This window comes from Pseudoclavibacter sp. RFBJ3 (assembly GCF_002931375.1).
Lineage (GTDB): Bacteria > Actinomycetota > Actinomycetes > Actinomycetales > Microbacteriaceae > Pseudoclavibacter.
The window spans coordinates 325,548-342,262 of record NZ_PSXZ01000009.1 but is presented as its reverse complement, the minus strand read 5'-3'; the positions used below and the strand labels follow the sequence as shown (position 1 = coordinate 342,262).

Sequence of the window (16,715 nt, the reverse complement as noted above, 5' to 3'; positions counted from 1 at the left end):
ACGTGAAGGAGGAAAATATGGTGGAGTCAACCGCACGCGTGCGGCACATCCGCGTCACCCCTCAGAAGGCTCGTCGCGTCGTCAACTTGATCCGCGGCAAGCAGGCGCTCGAAGCGCTCGCAATCCTGAAGTTCGCACCTCAGGGTGCCTCTGAGCCGGTCTACAAGGTCGTTGCATCCGCAATCGCCAACGCACGTGTCAAGGCAGACAAGGAAAGCCAGTTCCTTGACGAGCGCGACCTCTACATCGCCAAGGCGTTCGTAGACGAGGGTGCAACCCTCAAGCGCTTCCGTCCACGTGCACAGGGACGAGCATTCCGCATCAACAAGCGCACAAGCCACATCACGGTTGTGCTGGCGACGCCGGAGCTCGCCGAGGCCGAGAAGGGGAGCAGCAAGTAATGGGCCAGAAGATCAATCCGTACGGCTTCCGTCTCGGAATCACGACCGACCACGTCTCCCGCTGGTACGCAGACTCGACCAAGCCGGGTCAGCGCTACAGCGACTACGTCAAGGAAGACATCCGCATTCGCGAGTATCTCCAGAAGACACTCGACCGTGCAGGCGTCTCCCGCATCGAGATCGAGCGCACGCGTGACCGCGTTCGCGTCGACATCTACACGGCACGCCCCGGCATCGTCATCGGACGACGCGGAGCAGAGGCCGAGCGCATCCGCGCCGACCTCGAGAAGCTCACGGGCAAGCAGATCCAGCTGAACATCCTCGAGGTCAAGAACCCCGAGGCTGACGCTCAGCTGGTCGCGCAGGGCATCGCCGAGCAGCTCTCTGCTCGTGTCGCCTTCCGCCGTGCGATGCGCAAGGGCCTCCAGGGCGCTCAGCGTGCAGGTGCCAAGGGCATCCGCATCCAGGTCTCCGGCCGCCTCGGCGGTGCTGAGATGAGCCGCTCGGAGTTCTACCGCGAGGGACGCGTTCCGCTGCACACGCTCCGCGCCAACATCGACTACGGCTTCTACGAGGCCAAGACCACCTACGGTCGCATCGGTGTCAAGGTGTGGATCTACAAGGGCGACATGACCAACAAGGAACTCGCCCGCGAACAGGCCAACCAGAAGTCGTCCCGTGGGGACCGTAACGACCGCTCACGCCGTGGCCCGCGCCGCGACAACGAGAAGCAGGTCGCCGCAGGAGTTGAGGCGTAACCATGTTGATTCCACGTCGAGTCAAGCACCGTAAGCAGCACCGCCCGGACCGTAGCGGCATGTCGAAGGGTGGCAACACCGTATCGTTCGGCGAGTTCGGCATCCAGGCGCTCACCCCGTCCTACGTGACCAACCGTCAGATCGAGGCGGCTCGTATCGCCATGACGCGTCACATCAAGCGTGGCGGCAAGGTCTGGATCAACATCTACCCGGACCGCCCGATGACCGCTCGCCCCGCCGAGACCCGCATGGGTTCCGGTAAGGGTGCAGTCGACTCCTGGGTTGCGAACGTCAAGCCCGGCCGCGTCCTCTTCGAGGTCGCCGGCGTCAGCGAGGAGCTCGCTCGCGAGGCCCTCACGCGCGCCATCCACAAGCTGCCGCTCAAGGCACGCATCATTTCGCGCGAGGAAGGCGAGTAATCATGGCGATTGGTACCAAGGAGCTCGCCACCACCGAGCTCGACAACTTCGAAGACGGACGTCTCGTCGAGGAGCTCAAGAAGGCCAAGGAAGAGCTGTTCAACCTGCGCTTCCAGGCCGTGACCAACCAGGTCGAAGAGCGCGGACGCATCCGTCAGGTCAAGCGCGACATCGCGCGCATCTACACGGTGATCCGCGAGCGTGAGCTCGGGATCCGCGCAACCCCGGCCCCGGTCGAGAAGCCGGCCAAGAAGTCGAAGGCCACCAAGGCTTCGAAGAAGGCCGAAGCCTCCGAGGCTGCGCCCGAGGCTGAGAACGAGGAGACCAAGTAATGGCTGAAAGCACGACACAGCCCGAGGCAACGGAAGAAGCGCACGAGCGCAACTACCGCAAGACCCGGCGCGGCTACGTCACGAGCGACAAGATGGAAAAGACCATCACCGTCTCGGTCGAAGAGCGCGTCAAGCACCCCCTCTACGGCAAGGTGCTCCGCCGCTCGAGCAAGGTCAAGGCGCACGATGCCGACAACCAGGCCGGCATCGGCGACCTCGTCCTGATTGCAGAGACCCGTCCCCTCAGCGCTACCAAGCGCTGGCGCCTGGTCGAGATCCTGGAGAAGGCGAAGTAGGCCTCGCCTCTTCGACCACTCAGCGAAGGAATTTGACAGATGCTTCAGCAAGAATCACGAGTCCGTGTCGCCGACAACACCGGCGCCAAGGAACTCCTCACGATCCGCGTACTCGGTGGCTCCGGCCGCCGCTACGCGGGGATCGGTGACGTCATCGTCGCGACCGTCAAGGACGCGATCCCTGGCGGAAACCTCAAGAAGGGTGAGGTCGTCAAGGCCGTCATCGTTCGCACAGTCAAGTCGACCCGTCGTCCCGACGGTTCGTACATCAAGTTCGACGAGAACGCAGCCGTCATCCTCAAGGGTGACAACGAGCCGCGTGGCACTCGAATCTTCGGACCGGTCGGTCGCGAACTCCGCGACAAGAAGTTCATGAAGATCGTGTCGCTCGCGCCGGAGGTGATTTAACCCATGGCAACGATCCGCAAGGGCGACCTGGTCCAGGTCATCTCGGGCCCGAGCCAGGCTCGTGGTGGAGACCGCGGCAAGCAGGGCGAAGTGCTCGAGGTGCTCCGCGAAGAGAACCGCATTCTCGTTCAGGGAATCAACTTCGTGACCAAGCACGTTCGCGTCGGACAGACGCAGCGTGGCACGAAGACGGGTGGCATCGAGACCGTCGAGGCCCCCATCCACATCTCCAACGTCGCACTCGTCGACCCCGAGACCAAGCAGCCGGCTCGCACCGGTGTGCAGGTCGAAGAGGTCACGAAGGACGGCGTGACCAAGACGGTGCGCACGCGCGTCTTCAAGCCATCGCGCCGCGCTGCGAAGCCGGCCAAGGTCGAGAAGGCCGCCAAGGCCGACAAGGCTGAGAAGGCTGAGAAGAAGCCCGCGACGAAGGCCAAGGCCGCCGCACCGAAGAAGAAGGACGACGAGTAGATATGACTGACATCGCCACGGAGGCTGGCAAAATCCAGCCCCGTCTCAAGCTGAAGTACCGCGACGAGCTCAAGGCTCAGCTGCAGGCAGACCTCGGCGTGAGCAACGTCCACCAGGTTCCCGGTCTCGTGAAGATCGTCGTGAACATGGGTGTTGGCGAAGCAGCTCGCGACGGAAAGATCATCGAAGGTGCCATCACGGATCTCACGGCGATCACCGGTCAGAAGCCGAAGGTCACGAAGGCCACGAAGTCGATCGCACAGTTCAAGCTGCGCGAAGGACAGCCGATCGGCGCGCACGTCACACTGCGCGGCGACCGCATGTGGGAGTTCCTCGACCGCCTGCTCTCGCTCGCTCTTCCCCGTATCCGCGACTTCCGTGGTCTCAACGACCGCCAGTTCGACGGAAACGGAAACTACACCTTCGGCCTCACGGAGCAGGTAATGTTCCATGAGATCGATCCAGACAAGATCGACCGCACACGCGGTATGGACATCACCGTCGTCACGACGGCGAAGAACGACGAAGATGGGCGCGCTCTCCTGGGCAAGCTCGGCTTCCCGTTCCAGGCCGGTCTCCAGCAGAACTAGTCTGAACACCCGAGGGTCACGGCGTATGCCGTGACCCCATCGGGCTGTTGCAACCGCAATGGCCCGTCCACCACAGGTCGCGGGGCCGTGTACGGCCCCGCGAAACCAGGCGAAAGGCACTCATCATGACGATGACAGATCCCGTCGCAGATATGCTGACGCGACTGCGCAACGCGAACTCGGCGCACCACGACTCCGTGTCGATGCCGAGCTCGAAGCTCAAGTCCCACATTGCCGACATCCTCAAGCGCGAGGGCTACATCACCGACTGGACAGTCGAAGATGCACGAGTGGGCCAGACCCTCACTCTCTCGCTGAAGTTCGGTCCGAACCGCGAGAGGTCGATCGTCGGCATCAAGCGCGTCTCCAAGCCAGGTCTCCGCGTGTACGCGCGCTCGACCGAGCTGCCAAGCGTCCTCGGCGGCCTCGGCATTGCCATCCTGTCCACCTCCTCCGGTCTCCTCACGGACCGTCAGGCCGAGCAGAAGGGCGTAGGCGGAGAAGTCCTCGCCTACGTGTGGTAATCCGTCATGTCACGAATTGGTCGTCTCCCGATCAGCGTCCCAGCAGGCGTTGACATCAAGATCGACGCGCAGAACGTCACCGTCAAGGGACCGAAGGGCGAGCTCGCGCTCGTCGTCGCGAACCCCATCGAGGTCAAGCTCGAAGACGGTCAGCTTCTCGTCACGCGTCCGAACGACGAGCGTGAGTCGCGTGCACTGCACGGCCTGACCCGCACGCTCATCAACAACAACATCATCGGCGTCACCGAGGGCTACACGAAGAAGCTCGAGGTCGTTGGAACCGGTTACCGCATCGTTTCCAAGGGCACGGGCGTCGAGTTCGCACTCGGCTACTCGCACCCGATCAACGTCGAGCCCCCCCAGGGCATCACGTTCCAGGTCGAGGGCAACAACAAGCTCACGGTCGTCGGAATCGACAAGCAGGCTGTCGGCGAGGTCGCAGCGAACATCCGCAAGCTCCGCCTCCCCGAGCCCTACAAGGGCAAGGGCGTGCGTTACGAGGGCGAGCAGATCCGCCGCAAGGCCGGAAAGTCAGGTAAGTAACCATGGGACTCGGAACTCGAGGAAAGAGCAAGCAGGCAGCGACCCGTCGCCGCCACGTCCGCCTTCGCAAGAAGGTCTCCGGCGACGCACAGCGTCCCCGTCTCGTCGTCACGCGCTCGGCGCGTCACGTCTTCGTCCAGGTTGTCGACGACACCAAGGGCATCACGCTGGCTTCAGCATCCACCATGGAAGCCGAGCTGCGTGAGTTCGACGGTGACAAGTCGGCCAAGGCGAAGCGGGTCGGCGAGCTCGTCGGCGCACGCGCCAAGGACGCCGGCATCGAAAGCGTGGTCTTCGACCGCGGCGGCAACAAGTACGCCGGTCGCGTCGCGGCCATCGCTGATGGAGCACGAGAGGCAGGGCTGAACCTGTGACCGAGAAAATCGACACCAACACGCCCGACAACATGACCGACACGCCCGTTGAGACGGCCGCGTCGAGTGAGTCGGCACAGCGCGACGGAGGTCGCGACAACAACCGCCGCGGTGGTCGTGGCGAGCGTGGCCAGGGCGGCCGCGACCGCAACTCGCGCGATGACAAGAACCAGTTCCTGGAGCGCGTCGTCACCATCAACCGCGTCTCCAAGGTCGTCAAGGGCGGTCGTCGCTTCGCGTTCACCGCGCTGGTCGTCGTCGGCGACGGCAACGGACTCGTGGGCGTCGGCTACGGCAAGGCCCGTGAGGTCCCGCTGGCCATCGCCAAGGGCGTCGAAGAGGCGAAGAAGAACTTCTTCCGCGTTCCTCGCGTCCTGAAGACGATCCCGCACCCCGTGCAGGGCGAGGCAGCAGCAGGCGTCGTCCTGCTCCGTCCCGCCGCTGCAGGTACCGGTGTTATCGCCGGTGGCCCCGTCCGCGCCGTGCTTGAGTGCGCGGGCATCCACGACGTCCTGTCGAAGTCGCTTGGTTCGTCGAACACGATCAACATCGTGCACGCAACCGTCGCGGCGCTGAAGCAGCTCGAGGAGCCGCGCGCAGTCGCAGCTCGTCGTGGCCTGCCCGTCGACCAGGTCGTTCCGCAGCGCATTCTGCGTGCCGAGGCCAACGCGGCCAAGGCCGCAGCCGAAGCACAGAAGGTCGGTGCCTGATGGCCAAGAGTCTCAAGGTGACCCAGATCAAGTCCAAGATCAGCGAGAAGCAGAACCAGCGCGACACACTGCGCTCGCTCGGCCTCAAGCGCATTGGCCACACCGTCGTCAAGCCGGACAACTCGGTGAACCGCGGCTACGTCAAGACAGTCGCTCACCTGGTTTCAGTTGAGGAGATCTCCGAATGACCAAGAACGAGAACGAGAAGGATGTGACCTCCGAGCCTCAGCTCAAGGTCCACCACCTCCGCCCCGCTCCCGGTGCCAAGAAGTCCAAGACGCGCGTTGGTCGCGGTGAGGGCTCCAAGGGCAAGACCGCCGGTCGCGGCACCAAGGGCTCGAAGGCGCGCACGACAGTGCGTATCGGCTTCGAGGGTGGCCAGATGCCGCTGCACATGCGTACGCCGAAGCTGCGCGGGTTCAAGAACCCGTTCCGCGTCGAGTACCAGGTCGTCAACCTCTCCAAGCTGGCCGAGCTCTTCCCCGAGGGCGGCGATGTCACCATCGCGAACCTCGTGGCAAAGGGTGCGGTTCGCAAGAACGAGCCCGTCAAGGTGCTCGGCAATGGTGAGATTGCGGTTAAGCTGAACGTCGCGGTCGACAAGGTCTCCAGCTCAGCAGAGCAGAAGATCGTTGCCGCCGGCGGTTCCGTCAAGTAGCAACTCCAAGCGGGGGTCGGCGGTTGCCGACCCCCGTTTGTCTCTTTCACGAGAAATGAAAGCAGGAACGTAGTGTTCAGTGCCGTCGCACGAGTGTTCAAGACACCGGATCTTCGTCGCAAGATCCTCTTCACGCTCGCTATGGTCGCCATCTACCGGATCGGCACCACGGTTCCTGGCCCATTTGTGAACTACGTCAACGTGCAGCAGTGTCTCGACACTGGAACGCAGATGGCCGGTCTCTACGACATGGTCAACCTGTTCTCCGGTGGCGCGCTGCTGCAGTTGTCGATCTTCGCGCTGGGCATCATGCCGTACATCACGGCCTCGATCATCACGCAGCTGCTGCGTGTGGTCATCCCGCACTTCGAGGCGCTCCACAAGGAGGGTCAGGCGGGTCAGTCGAAGCTCACGCAGTACACGCGCTACCTGACCATCGCCCTCGCGATCCTCCAGGCGACGACACTCGTGACGGTGGCGAAGTCGGGAACGCTCTTCGGCACGGGCAACCCTGCCTGCGAGAACGTCCTCGACATGCTCAACGAGTCCGCCGCGACCCCGGAGAACGCCGTCATCAACATGGTGCGCGTCGTGCTCATGGTCGCAGCCATGACAGCTGGCACCGCGGTCATCATGTGGATGGCCGAGCTCATCACCGAGCGCGGCGTCGGCAACGGCATGTCGCTCCTGATCTTCACGTCGATCGCAGCCTCGTTCCCGTCCGCCTTCGGCGCCATCGCCGCCGGTACCGGTGGAATGACCACGCTCGTCATCGTCATCGCGATCGGGCTGCTCATCATGATGGCCGTCGTCTTCGTCGAGCAGTCGCAGCGTCGCATCCCCGTCCAGTACGCGAAGCGCATGGTCGGACGCCGCACGTATGGCGGCAACAGCACGTACATCCCGATCAAGGTGAACCAGGCAGGCGTTATCCCTGTCATCTTCGCCTCGTCGCTGCTGTACCTTCCCGCGCTCGTCGCCCAGTTCAACCAGCCTGCCGCGGGGGAGACCCCGCCAGAGTGGGTCACCTGGGTCATGAACAACTTCACGACGGGCGACCACCCGCTCTACATGGCGGTCTACTTCCTCCTCATCATCGGCTTCACGTACTTCTACGTCGCGATCGCCTTCAACCCTGAGGAGGTTGCCGAGAACATGCGAAAGCACGGTGGCTTCGTTCCCGGCATCCGTGCCGGACGCCCCACCGCCGAGTACCTGAACTTCGTGCTCACGCGAATCACCTTCCCCGGTTCGCTCTACCTCGGCGTGCTCGCGCTCATCCCGCTCATCGCGCTGTCCACGGTCAATGCAAATGCCAACTTCCCGTTCGGCGGCGCATCGATCCTCATCGTCGTGGGCGTCGGACTCGAGACGGTGAAGCAGATCGACGCTCAACTCCAACAACGCAACTACGAGGGGCTTCTCCGATGACACATCACGACCAGACCTTCCGCCTGCTCATCGTTGGTCCCCCCGGGGCCGGCAAGGGAACGCAGGCCGTCGGCATCGCCGAGGCCTTCGGTATCCCAGCCATCTCGACCGGTGACATCTTCCGTGCCAACATCAAGAACGGCACGAACCTCGGCATCCAGGTCCGCGAGATCATCGAGAGCGGCAACCTGGTTCCCGATTCGCTGACGAACGAGCTCGTCCGCGACCGCCTCACGGAGGCCGACGCCGCTGGCGGCTTCCTGCTCGACGGCTACCCGCGCACACTCGAGCAGGTCGCGTTCCTCACGCAGCTCCTCGCTGACCAGGGCACGGCGATCGATGCCGTCATCGAGCTCAAGGTCGAGATCGACAGCGTCGTGGAGCGCCTCCGCCGCCGCGCGCTCGAGCAGGGCCGCGCCGACGACACGGAAGAGGCCATCAGGCACCGTCAGAACGTGTACCTGCAGGAGACCGCGCCGCTTCTCGAGACGTACTCCGCTCGCGGATCGCTCGTGAGCGTCAACGGCTTCGGCACCGTCGAGGAAGTCCGGAACCGCATCTTCGCTGCTCTCGAGCAGCGGGGCCTGCGTCATCCACTGCACCGCCTGAGCGGCAAATAGGACTCACCCGGCAAGACAAGCAAGGACCCGAGCGGATTTCTCCCGCTCGGGTCCGCTTGCGTTTGCCGGAATGCACGCCGCGGAGACACCGCAGGGCCGTTCGCACCTGGTTCTGTGCTGTCTTCGTCGGCTAGCGTTGCCCTGTCGGCGCCTCCAGCTCGGAGAGCCGGAGAACCCTGTTGAGGCAGTCGTCCAGGAACGGAGACACAGATGTCCTCACTCTCAGCTGAGCCCCATGACCTCATCGACTTCGACGTGCTCTTGAGCAAGGAGGAGCTGGCGCTGCGCAGCCGCGTCCGACTCCTCGTCGACGAGCACGTCAGGCCGCACATCGCGTCCTGGTACGAGGACGCCGTCTTCCCGATCGACCTCGTGCCGATGCTCGCGAGCGAGGGGCTGCTTGGCATGCACTTGAGCGGCTACGGGTGCGCTGGTCGCAGCGCCGTCGAGTACGGCATCGCCGCGGCGGAGCTCGAGGCGGGAGACTCCGGTATTCGTACCTTCGTCTCCGTGCAGGGCTCTCTGGCCATGAGCGCCATCTGGAAGCACGGCAGCGAGGAGCAGAAGGTCGAGTGGCTGCCGCGCATGGCGGCTGGCGAGGTCATCGGCTGCTTCGGGCTGACCGAGCCCGCTGCCGGATCCGATCCGGGGACGATGGGCACCTTCGCGCGTCGAGATGGCTCGGACTGGGTGCTCAGCGGCGCCAAACGCTGGATCGGCCTGGCGTCCCTCGCCCACATCGCGATCATCTGGGCGCAGACGGACGATGGCATCAGGGGGTTCATCGTGCCGACGGCTTCCGCCGGCTTCTCGGCGACCCCCATCGGCCCGAAGCTCTCGATGCGCGCGTCCGTCCAATGCGACGTCGTCCTCGACGAGGTCCGGGTCCCCGCCGCTGCGATGCTGCCCGGTGCCCGCGGGCTGCGTGGGCCGTTCGAGTGCCTCAATGAGGCCCGCTACGGTATCGCCTGGGGGGTCATGGGCGCTGCCAGGGACAGCTTCGAGGACGCGCTCGCGTACGCGGGAGAGCGGCAGCCGTTCAACCGTCCGCTGGCAGGCTTCCAGCTCACGCAGCAGAAACTCGTGGACATGGCCCTCGAGATCAACAAGGGCTTCCTGCTCGCCCTCCAGCTCGGGCGGCTGAAGGACGCGGGCCGCATCCAGCCGCACCATATCTCCGCTGGCAAGCTCAACAACACCCGCGAGGCGATCGCGATCGCTCGCGAGGCGAGGACGATCCTCGGCGGCAACGGCATCACCCTCGACCACTCGCCGCTCCGCCACGCCAACAACCTGGAGTCGGTCCGCACCTACGAGGGGACCGACGAGATCCACACGCTGGTGCTTGGCAGCAAGCTCACCGGCATTCCGGCGTTCCGGTAGGGGCACCGGTGCTCTCGGATCGCGAACGCGACGGCGTGCTGAGCGGCGTGCGGGTCGCGGATTTCTCCCGCGTGCTCGCCGGACCGTACGCGACGATGATGCTCGCCGACTTCGGCGCCGACGTCATCAAGGTGGAACCCCCGGGCGGTGACGACACGAGAGCGTGGACTCCACCGGTGGATGCGCGCGGTCAGTCGACGTACTTCTCCGGCGTGAATCGCGGCAAGCGATCTCTGGTGCTCGACCTCACCCGCGACGAGGACGCTGCGGCCGCGCGCCGACTCGCGCGGGAGGCGGACATCGTCGTCGAGAACTTCCGGCCGGGGGTCATGGCGCGCTTCGGGCTCGACTTCGACTCGGTGCGGGCCGAGAACCCGTCGGCGATCTTCTGCTCCATCACCGGTTTCGGCGGAGGCGGGGGAGCGGCGCTGCCAGGTTACGACCTCCTCGTGCAGGCCGTCGGTGGACTCATGAGCATCACGGGCCCGGTGGATGGTGAGCCGAGCAAGGTCGGCGTCGCGCTCGTCGACGTGCTGACTGGGCTGAACGCGGTCACGGGCATTCTGCTCGCCCTGCGCGAGCGCGAGCGGTCTGGGACGGGTCAGCGCGTGGAGGTGGACCTGATGACGAGCCTGCTGTCGGCGCTCGCCAATCAGGCATCGAGCACGCTGGCGACGGGCCGGGCTCCCGCACGGCTCGGCAACGCGCATCCGAGCATCGCCCCGTACGAGCTGTTCGACGCGAGCGACCGTCCGCTCGTGATCGCCGTCGGCAACGATCGGCAGTTCGCAGCACTTGTCGGGGTCCTCGGCGCTCCTGGCCTCGCTGGAGACCCGCGCTTCAGCACCAACCAGCTCCGCGTGCACAACCGCGAGGCCCTCCGTGCGCTCATTGCGGCGAGGCTGGGGGAGCGCGCGGCCAGCGAATGGGTCGAGCTCCTGACGAGTGCACGCGTGCCGGCCGGCCTCGTGAACGACGTCGCCGAGGCGTTTGCGTTCGCAGAGGGCCTTGGCCTTGAGCCTGTCGTGGAACTGGGAGCAGGAGCTGGGGAATCGGTGCGGTTGACGGCCAACCCCATTCACTTGTCGCGGACGCCGGCGGTGTACGGACAGCAGGCACCAGATCTTGGCTCCGCGGGCACGTCCGTCGACTGGCGATAGCTTCCCGGTTACGCAACCGTGACCCTCGCAGATCCGCTGTTGCAGAAGCGTTGTCGCTGGTTGGGGGTCCGCATCCCGGTGTCGGGCTAGCGTCACAGGACCGCACATCATCGAGTGCGGGACGAACACGGAGGCCCTATGAGACCATCGACCGTCGAGCACAGTGTGCGGGCGAGCACGCCACCCGTAGACGTGCCGGGGACCACACCACGTCCCGCCTGGTGGCTCAAGTTTCTCGCCAACGCGACATTCGTCGCCGCCCTTCTCGTCGGCATCACACCGTGGCATGCGTTTGCACTCGTGCCGTGGGAGCCAGGGCCTTCCCTGCCCGAGCCAGGAGCGTTCATGGACCGGTACGTCCGTCCCGGATTGCTCCTGGCGCTGTGGCCGGCCGGAGTTGTCGTGGCGGCGGTGTGCATGGTGGTGGCGCTGCGTCGCACACGGTCCGTGTCGCTGGCGATGGTGAGTGTGGCCGCGGTGATCGCCGCCACCCATCTCGGCTTCACGTTGCTCTGGACGCTTGAGGCGGGGCGCACGATCGTTGCTCAGGTGGAGGTGCAGACGGAGGCCCCTCAGGCAGAACCCTCCGCACCTCCAGCTCAGACCTACTGGCCAGGTGAGGAGCCGTTGGATGAGCCCGGCGCCGTGACCTCGCTGTCTGCCGACCAGCTGCGGGCCGGCGTCCTCGACCTGCGTGACGCGACCGTGGCGACCATGGAGAGTCCCGTCCCCAACCTCATGGTCGGGCCCCTGGATGCCGAACCGGTCGAGATCGCCTGCGTGCCGGGCGGAGAGACGGGCGACTACCCGGACGAGACAACGTCGCGTGGAGTCGCGTACGAGGTGCAGTTGAGTGTGAGCGGCCCCGACACCGTCACGGACGAGCAGAACATCATCGAGCTCTGGAAGGCGCGGGGACTGACATACGACCGGGCCATGGGCACGAACTACGCGGGCGGCTCTACCGCACAGGCGATCGACCAGGTCAGGATGCGGGGCGACGCCCAAGGCTGGCTCAACATCACCGTCACCAGCCACTGCTCGCCAAGCGACTGAGGGGCAACGATGAATCCGAAACTCGACGATCGTACGGATGCACGCAGTCGGCATTCCTCCGGGGACGTGCAGATTGCGAAGACCGTCATCGTGCTCGCGCTGTTGACGCTCTGCATTCCGCTGTTCGCCGCCATCTGGCTCGTGCTCCTCTCACCGGGGGCCATGCCGCAGCCGCTCGGTGTCGCGCGGTTGCCATCGTGGGTCGGTTGGTTCCCCGTTCCCGAACCGCAGTCCTTCCTCACGATGCTCGGTGCGCTCGGCGTTCTCGTTGCCGCCGCTGCCGTCCCTGCTGTGCTGTCGAGCCTCGCGAAGCATCTTGCCGTCAAGCTGCGGAGCCAGGATGCGCAGCTCCTGTCCGGCACGCTGGTCACCGCACGCGCGGTTGCGCGCGTCTCTGCCATGGCGACGCTGCTCGTCGCGTGCCTGTTCATCACGGCCTCTGCTGCGGCCCTTCTCGGACCTCGAATGTCGGCGCTCGGGACGACCTGGCCGTCCGGAGCCGACGAGGAGTATGCGGGCAGCGCCGACGAGGATGGCGGTGACGGGGCATTGATCGCGGACACGGCGGAGGATGACGGGGCCTACGCGCTGACGCGGGTGACGCCGGAGCAACGGCAGGGAGTTCTCGCGCTCGCGGAAAGCACCATGGCGTTGATCCCGACGGCCGAGTACGTGCGGGACTCCGCGGGTACCGAGCCGCTGCTCGTCACGGCGACCACTTGCGGTGCTGGTGATGAAGCGGGCGTCGCCGTCAACGTGACCTCGTACTTCCAGACCGATGGGACTGCCTTCGATGGTGAGGCGGTTCGCGCGTTGTGGGCTGAGCATCCGCTGGTCGTGCGGGGCACGATGAGCGAGATCATCGGGGAGTCCGAGTCCGCCTCGAACGTGCGCTTCGCGATTCTCTCCTACGACACCGATGGGGTCTACGTACTCAGCCTCTCGGGAGCCTGTCGCGCCCTCGAGTGAGTGCCCTCGGCGGCGAGAAGGAGCCGGGCGCGTAGACTCTCCTGATGCGCAAGAGCATCTACAAGACACCCGCCGAGCTCGCGGCGATGGTGCCAGCCGGCCGGATCACGGCCCTCGCCCTCGATGCCGTCGCCGAGGCGATCCGTCCGGGGGTGACGACGCTGGAGCTCGACGGCATCGCCGAGCGCGTCGTCCGCGAGAGGGGCGCAGTGCCGAACTTCGCGTTGGTTCCGGGATACCGACACACGATCTGCGCCTCCGTCGACGACGCGGTTGTCCACGGTATCCCGGACGACAAGCCGCTCACGGCGGGCCAGCTCGTCTCCATCGACGCCGGGGCCATGTTCGAGGGCTGGAACGGCGACTCGGCCCGAACGTTCGTCGTCCCCGGCGAAGCAGAGGACACGAACGCGGTGGCTGACGGGTCGCGTCTCAGCGAGGCCTGCGAGCGCTCGCTCTGGGCGGGCATCGCGAAGCTGGCGACCGCTCGGCACCTCGCCGAGGTCGGAGCTGCCGTCGAGGAGTCCATCGAACAGTCCGGTGACTACGGCATCCTCGAGGACTTCGCGGGGCACGGCATCGGCCGCAGCATGCACGAGGAACCGACCGTGCACAACATCCGCGTCTTCGGGCGCGGGCCGGTGGTCAAGCCTGGCCTGGCCATCTGCATCGAGCCCATGATCACGCTCGGGGGCCCTGACGTCGTCATCGATGACGACGACTGGACCGTTCGCTCAGCGGACGGCTCGCTCGGGGCCCATTGGGAGCACACGATCCTGGTGCACGCCGACGGCATCTGGGTCTCCACCGCCCATGACGGGGGAGCGGCGGGTCTCGAGCCGTTCGGAGTCGTCCCCACCCTGCCGGCCGGCGCGGGAGCCTGACCTCCATCGGCGGTGCGGCCCCGCACTTGCACTCCACGGGGAGACGGCCTAGAGTTGACGCTTGGTGTCTTTTGCGTTGCGTTCCCGCGCGCGTAGGCACCGTCCATCCGCACGACCAGCGTGCATTCAATAGCAAACGACAGTGAGGCTATGGCCAAGAAAGACGGCGTCATCGAGATCGAGGGTTCGGTTGTCGAGGCATTGCCAAACGCAATGTTCCGCGTAGAACTCTCGAACGGACACAAGGTTCTTGCTCACATCTCGGGCAAGATGCGTCAGCACTACATCCGCATCCTTCCCGAGGACCGCGTGATCGTGGAGTTGAGCCCGTACGACTTGACCCGCGGCCGCATCGTCTACCGCTACAAGTAGGCACGCTGTAAGGAACGGCTGGGCAGACGTCTGCCCAGCACGAGGCCAGCGATCACAGAAGGAACTTCAATGAAGGTCAACCCCAGCGTCAAGAAGATCTGCGACAAGTGCAAGGTTATCCGCCGCCACGGTCGCGTCATGGTCATCTGCGAGAACCCGCGCCACAAGCAGCGCCAGGGCTAATCGCTCGGGACTCACCTCGCCGGCCGGTTCAGGCGCGCGAGACGTCCCATGGGTGCACACGCGCCCGACGTCACAACTGAATACGAAACAGCACCAGTAAGAACCGCCGGGCTCAGCCCAGGCGGGGACACCTTCGGACCGAGGCCGGGGCCCATCCGGTGCATCACACCTCAACCCACAGGAGAAATCCCATGGCACGTCTCGCAGGCGTCGATCTCCCACGCGAAAAGCGCGTTGAGATCGCACTCACCTACATCTACGGCGTCGGCCGCACGAGCGCCCTCAAGGCACTCGAGGACACCGGCATCGACGGCAACATCCGCGTCAAGAACCTCGACGACGAGCAGCTGGTTCAGCTCCGCGACTACATCGAAGGCAACTTCAAGGTAGAAGGTGACCTCCGCCGTGAGGTCGCAGCTGACATCCGCCGCAAGGTCGAGATCGGCAGCTACGAGGGTCTCCGCCACCGCCGCGGCCTTCCCGTGCGCGGTCAGCGCACGAAGACGAACGCTCGTACCCGCAAGGGCCCGAAGCGCACGGTCGCCGGCAAGAAGAAGGCACGCTAGTCGCCGCCGCGACAGCGCCCGCAGATTTCGTAGGAGAGAAAAATGGCTACCCCAAAGAGCGCCGCTCGTAAGCCGCGCAAGAAGGACAAGAAGAACGTCGCAGTGGGCCAGGCTCACATCAAGTCGACCTTCAACAACACGATCGTGTCGATCACCGACCCGTCCGGCGCTGTCATCAGCTGGGCTTCCTCCGGTGGAGTCGGCTTCAAGGGCTCGCGCAAGTCGACGCCCTTCGCCGCGCAGCTCGCAGCCGAGGCTGCAGCTCGCCAGGCGCAGGAGCACGGCATGAAGAAGGTCGACGTCTTCGTCAAGGGACCGGGCTCCGGTCGCGAGACCGCGATCCGCTCGCTTCAGGCCGCAGGCCTCGAGGTCGGCTCGATCAACGACGTCACCCCTCAGGCACACAACGGCTGCCGCCCTCCGAAGCGTCGCCGCGTCTAGCCTCCCGTCCGCCGCGAGGCTCTCCCGCGAGGGAGGGCCTCGTGGCGGATGTTCGGCGTCCCCGCTCGAACTCCACACCCGGTCGACGACGTGCGTCGGCTGAATCGCCAAGTGTCATATAGCGGACACTTTGCCGAAAGGAACCCATAGTGCTTATCGCACAGCGTCCAACGCTCACCGAGGAAAGCCTCTCCGAGAACCGCTCGAAGTTCACGATCGGACCACTCGAGCCCGGCTTCGGCTACACCCTCGGCAACTCACTGCGTCGCACCCTGCTGTCCTCCATCCCCGGAGCAGCAGTCACGAGCATCCGTCTCGACGGTGTCCTCCACAAGTTCACCACCATCCCTGGTGTGAAGGAAGACGTCACCGAGATCATCCTCAACATCAAGCAGCTGGTCGTCTCCAGCGAGCACGATGAGCCGATCACGGCCTACCTCCGCAAGACCGGAGCGGGCGAAGTGACGGCGGCTGACATCTCAGCACCTGCCGGTGTCGAGGTGCACAACCCGGAGCTCGTCATCGCGACGCTCAACGACGACGCCAAGTTCGAGCTCGAGCTGACGATCGAGCGCGGCCGCGGCTACGTCTCGGCGACCCAGAACCGCAACGAGTTCTCCGAGGCCGGTCAGGTACCGATCGACTCGATCTACTCGCCGGTCCTCAAGGTCACCTACCGCGTCGACGCGACCCGTGCCGGTGAGCGCACCGACTTCGACAACCTCGTCGTCGACGTGGAGACGAAGCCGGCCATCTCGCCGCGCGACGCGATCGCATCTGCCGGTCGCACGCTCGTCGAGCTCTTCAGCCTCGCTCGCGAGCTGAACGAGCAGGCAGAGGGCATCGAGATCGGCCCAGCGCCGGTCGACGCCGTCCTCACCAACGAGCTCTCGATGCCGATCGAAGATCTCGACCTCTCCGTGCGCTCGTACAACTGCCTCAAGCGCGAGGGCATCAACACGGTTTCCGAGCTCGTCGCTCTCAGCGAGACGCAGCTCATGAACATCCGCAACTTCGGTCAGAAGTCGGTCGACGAGGTGCGCGACAAGCTCACCGAGCTCGGCCTCTCGCTCAAGGACTCGGTTCCCGGGTTCGAGGGTGCTCACTTCTACGGTGCCGGCGACGACACCGGCGAGTACGTCTAAACAGACCTGCCCGCCAGACCG

General features: G+C 65.3%; 25 protein-coding genes and 1 pseudogene. All 26 read left to right on the top strand.

Going from position 1 to position 16,715, the window contains the following annotated elements:
• Window positions 1-17 precede the first annotated feature (17 nt).
• The 26 genes and pseudogenes from rplV to C5E07_RS10850 all read left to right on the top strand — a co-directional run bounded on the left by rplV (window position 18) and on the right by C5E07_RS10850 (window position 16,694).
• Complete coding sequence (gene rplV, locus C5E07_RS10975) at window positions 18-401, top strand: 50S ribosomal protein L22 (RefSeq protein ID WP_104242678.1); 384 nt, start codon at window positions 18-20, stop codon at window positions 399-401.
• Window positions 401-1,159 carry a 30S ribosomal protein S3 gene (gene rpsC / locus C5E07_RS10970; RefSeq protein ID WP_104242676.1) on the top strand — a complete coding sequence of 253 codons (759 nt, stop codon included), beginning with the start codon at window positions 401-403 and terminating at the stop codon, window positions 1,157-1,159. Before rplV ends, rpsC begins: the two co-directional genes overlap by 1 nt.
• A 2-nt stretch (window positions 1,160-1,161) precedes the next feature.
• The gene (rplP, locus tag C5E07_RS10965) at window positions 1,162-1,578 is read left to right on the top strand and encodes a 50S ribosomal protein L16 (protein ID WP_068479279.1); all 417 of its coding nucleotides are present in this window, start codon (window positions 1,162-1,164) and stop codon (window positions 1,576-1,578) included.
• Window positions 1,579-1,580: 2 nt separating this feature from the next.
• Window positions 1,581-1,910, top strand: a complete 330-nt coding sequence (gene rpmC / locus C5E07_RS10960) for a 50S ribosomal protein L29 (RefSeq protein ID WP_104299433.1) — start codon at window positions 1,581-1,583, stop codon at window positions 1,908-1,910.
• Window positions 1,910-2,206 (top strand): 30S ribosomal protein S17, encoded by a 297-nt coding sequence (rpsQ, locus tag C5E07_RS10955; RefSeq protein ID WP_104242672.1) that lies wholly within the window; start codon window positions 1,910-1,912, stop codon window positions 2,204-2,206. The genes rpmC and rpsQ overlap by 1 nt, the downstream gene beginning before the upstream one ends.
• A gap of 39 nt (window positions 2,207-2,245) precedes the next feature.
• Complete coding sequence (gene rplN, locus C5E07_RS10950) at window positions 2,246-2,614, top strand: 50S ribosomal protein L14 (RefSeq protein ID WP_068479273.1); 369 nt, start codon at window positions 2,246-2,248, stop codon at window positions 2,612-2,614.
• A gap of 3 nt (window positions 2,615-2,617) precedes the next feature.
• Window positions 2,618-2,962, top strand: a pseudogene (gene rplX / locus C5E07_RS10945) (50S ribosomal protein L24); the annotation flags it as partial.
• A 125-nt stretch (window positions 2,963-3,087) separates the two neighbouring features.
• Window positions 3,088-3,675, top strand: a complete 588-nt coding sequence (gene rplE, locus C5E07_RS10940; protein ID WP_104242668.1) for a 50S ribosomal protein L5 — start codon at window positions 3,088-3,090, stop codon at window positions 3,673-3,675.
• A 125-nt stretch (window positions 3,676-3,800) separates the two neighbouring features.
• On the top strand, window positions 3,801-4,199 hold the full coding sequence (rpsH, locus tag C5E07_RS10935; protein WP_068479267.1) for a 30S ribosomal protein S8: 399 nt from the start codon (window positions 3,801-3,803) through the stop codon (window positions 4,197-4,199).
• Between the two features lie 6 nt (window positions 4,200-4,205).
• The gene (rplF, locus tag C5E07_RS10930; protein WP_104242666.1) at window positions 4,206-4,742 is read left to right on the top strand and encodes a 50S ribosomal protein L6; all 537 of its coding nucleotides are present in this window, start codon (window positions 4,206-4,208) and stop codon (window positions 4,740-4,742) included.
• Window positions 4,743-4,744: 2 nt separating this feature from the next.
• Complete coding sequence (rplR, locus tag C5E07_RS10925; protein ID WP_104242664.1) at window positions 4,745-5,116, top strand: 50S ribosomal protein L18; 372 nt, start codon at window positions 4,745-4,747, stop codon at window positions 5,114-5,116.
• Window positions 5,117-5,148: 32 nt separating this feature from the next.
• Entirely contained in the window at window positions 5,149-5,826 is a 678-nt protein-coding gene (gene rpsE, locus C5E07_RS10920) for a 30S ribosomal protein S5 (protein ID WP_104242810.1), read from the top strand.
• A complete protein-coding gene (gene rpmD, locus C5E07_RS10915) occupies window positions 5,826-6,014 on the top strand; it encodes a 50S ribosomal protein L30 (protein ID WP_104242663.1) in 189 nt (62 codons plus the stop codon). The genes rpsE and rpmD overlap by 1 nt, the downstream gene beginning before the upstream one ends.
• Window positions 6,011-6,484: a 50S ribosomal protein L15 gene (rplO, locus tag C5E07_RS10910; protein WP_104242661.1), complete on the top strand. Its 474-nt coding sequence runs from the start codon at window positions 6,011-6,013 to the stop codon at window positions 6,482-6,484. The genes rpmD and rplO overlap by 4 nt, the downstream gene beginning before the upstream one ends.
• A gap of 72 nt (window positions 6,485-6,556) precedes the next feature.
• Window positions 6,557-7,915: a preprotein translocase subunit SecY gene (gene secY / locus C5E07_RS10905; RefSeq protein ID WP_104242659.1), complete on the top strand. Its 1,359-nt coding sequence runs from the start codon at window positions 6,557-6,559 to the stop codon at window positions 7,913-7,915.
• On the top strand, window positions 7,912-8,535 hold the full coding sequence (locus C5E07_RS10900; RefSeq protein ID WP_104242657.1) for an adenylate kinase: 624 nt from the start codon (window positions 7,912-7,914) through the stop codon (window positions 8,533-8,535). The genes secY and C5E07_RS10900 overlap by 4 nt, the downstream gene beginning before the upstream one ends.
• Window positions 8,536-8,745: 210 nt before the next feature.
• The gene (locus C5E07_RS10895; RefSeq protein WP_104299432.1) at window positions 8,746-9,918 is read left to right on the top strand and encodes an acyl-CoA dehydrogenase family protein; all 1,173 of its coding nucleotides are present in this window, start codon (window positions 8,746-8,748) and stop codon (window positions 9,916-9,918) included.
• Between the two features lie 8 nt (window positions 9,919-9,926).
• On the top strand, window positions 9,927-11,078 hold the full coding sequence (locus tag C5E07_RS10890; protein ID WP_258063888.1) for a CaiB/BaiF CoA-transferase family protein: 1,152 nt from the start codon (window positions 9,927-9,929) through the stop codon (window positions 11,076-11,078).
• Window positions 11,079-11,216: 138 nt separating this feature from the next.
• A complete protein-coding gene (locus tag C5E07_RS10885; RefSeq protein ID WP_146080574.1) occupies window positions 11,217-12,134 on the top strand; it encodes a hypothetical protein in 918 nt (305 codons plus the stop codon).
• Between the two features lie 9 nt (window positions 12,135-12,143).
• Entirely contained in the window at window positions 12,144-13,103 is a 960-nt protein-coding gene (locus C5E07_RS10880; protein ID WP_104308688.1) for a hypothetical protein, read from the top strand.
• 44 nt (window positions 13,104-13,147) lie between these two features.
• Window positions 13,148-13,987 carry a type I methionyl aminopeptidase gene (map, locus tag C5E07_RS10875; RefSeq protein ID WP_104299429.1) on the top strand — a complete coding sequence of 280 codons (840 nt, stop codon included), beginning with the start codon at window positions 13,148-13,150 and terminating at the stop codon, window positions 13,985-13,987.
• A gap of 150 nt (window positions 13,988-14,137) precedes the next feature.
• Window positions 14,138-14,359, top strand: coding sequence for a translation initiation factor IF-1 (gene infA, locus C5E07_RS10870; RefSeq protein ID WP_066056559.1), 222 nt, complete (start codon window positions 14,138-14,140; stop codon window positions 14,357-14,359).
• Window positions 14,360-14,428: 69 nt separating this feature from the next.
• A complete protein-coding gene (gene rpmJ, locus C5E07_RS10865) occupies window positions 14,429-14,542 on the top strand; it encodes a 50S ribosomal protein L36 (protein WP_008361054.1) in 114 nt (37 codons plus the stop codon).
• Window positions 14,543-14,733: 191 nt separating this feature from the next.
• On the top strand, window positions 14,734-15,108 hold the full coding sequence (gene rpsM, locus C5E07_RS10860) for a 30S ribosomal protein S13 (protein ID WP_068479246.1): 375 nt from the start codon (window positions 14,734-14,736) through the stop codon (window positions 15,106-15,108).
• Window positions 15,109-15,150: 42 nt separating this feature from the next.
• On the top strand, window positions 15,151-15,549 hold the full coding sequence (gene rpsK, locus C5E07_RS10855) for a 30S ribosomal protein S11 (protein ID WP_068479244.1): 399 nt from the start codon (window positions 15,151-15,153) through the stop codon (window positions 15,547-15,549).
• Between the two features lie 149 nt (window positions 15,550-15,698).
• On the top strand, window positions 15,699-16,694 hold the full coding sequence (locus C5E07_RS10850) for a DNA-directed RNA polymerase subunit alpha (RefSeq protein ID WP_104242647.1): 996 nt from the start codon (window positions 15,699-15,701) through the stop codon (window positions 16,692-16,694).
• Window positions 16,695-16,715: the final 21 nt, after the last annotated feature.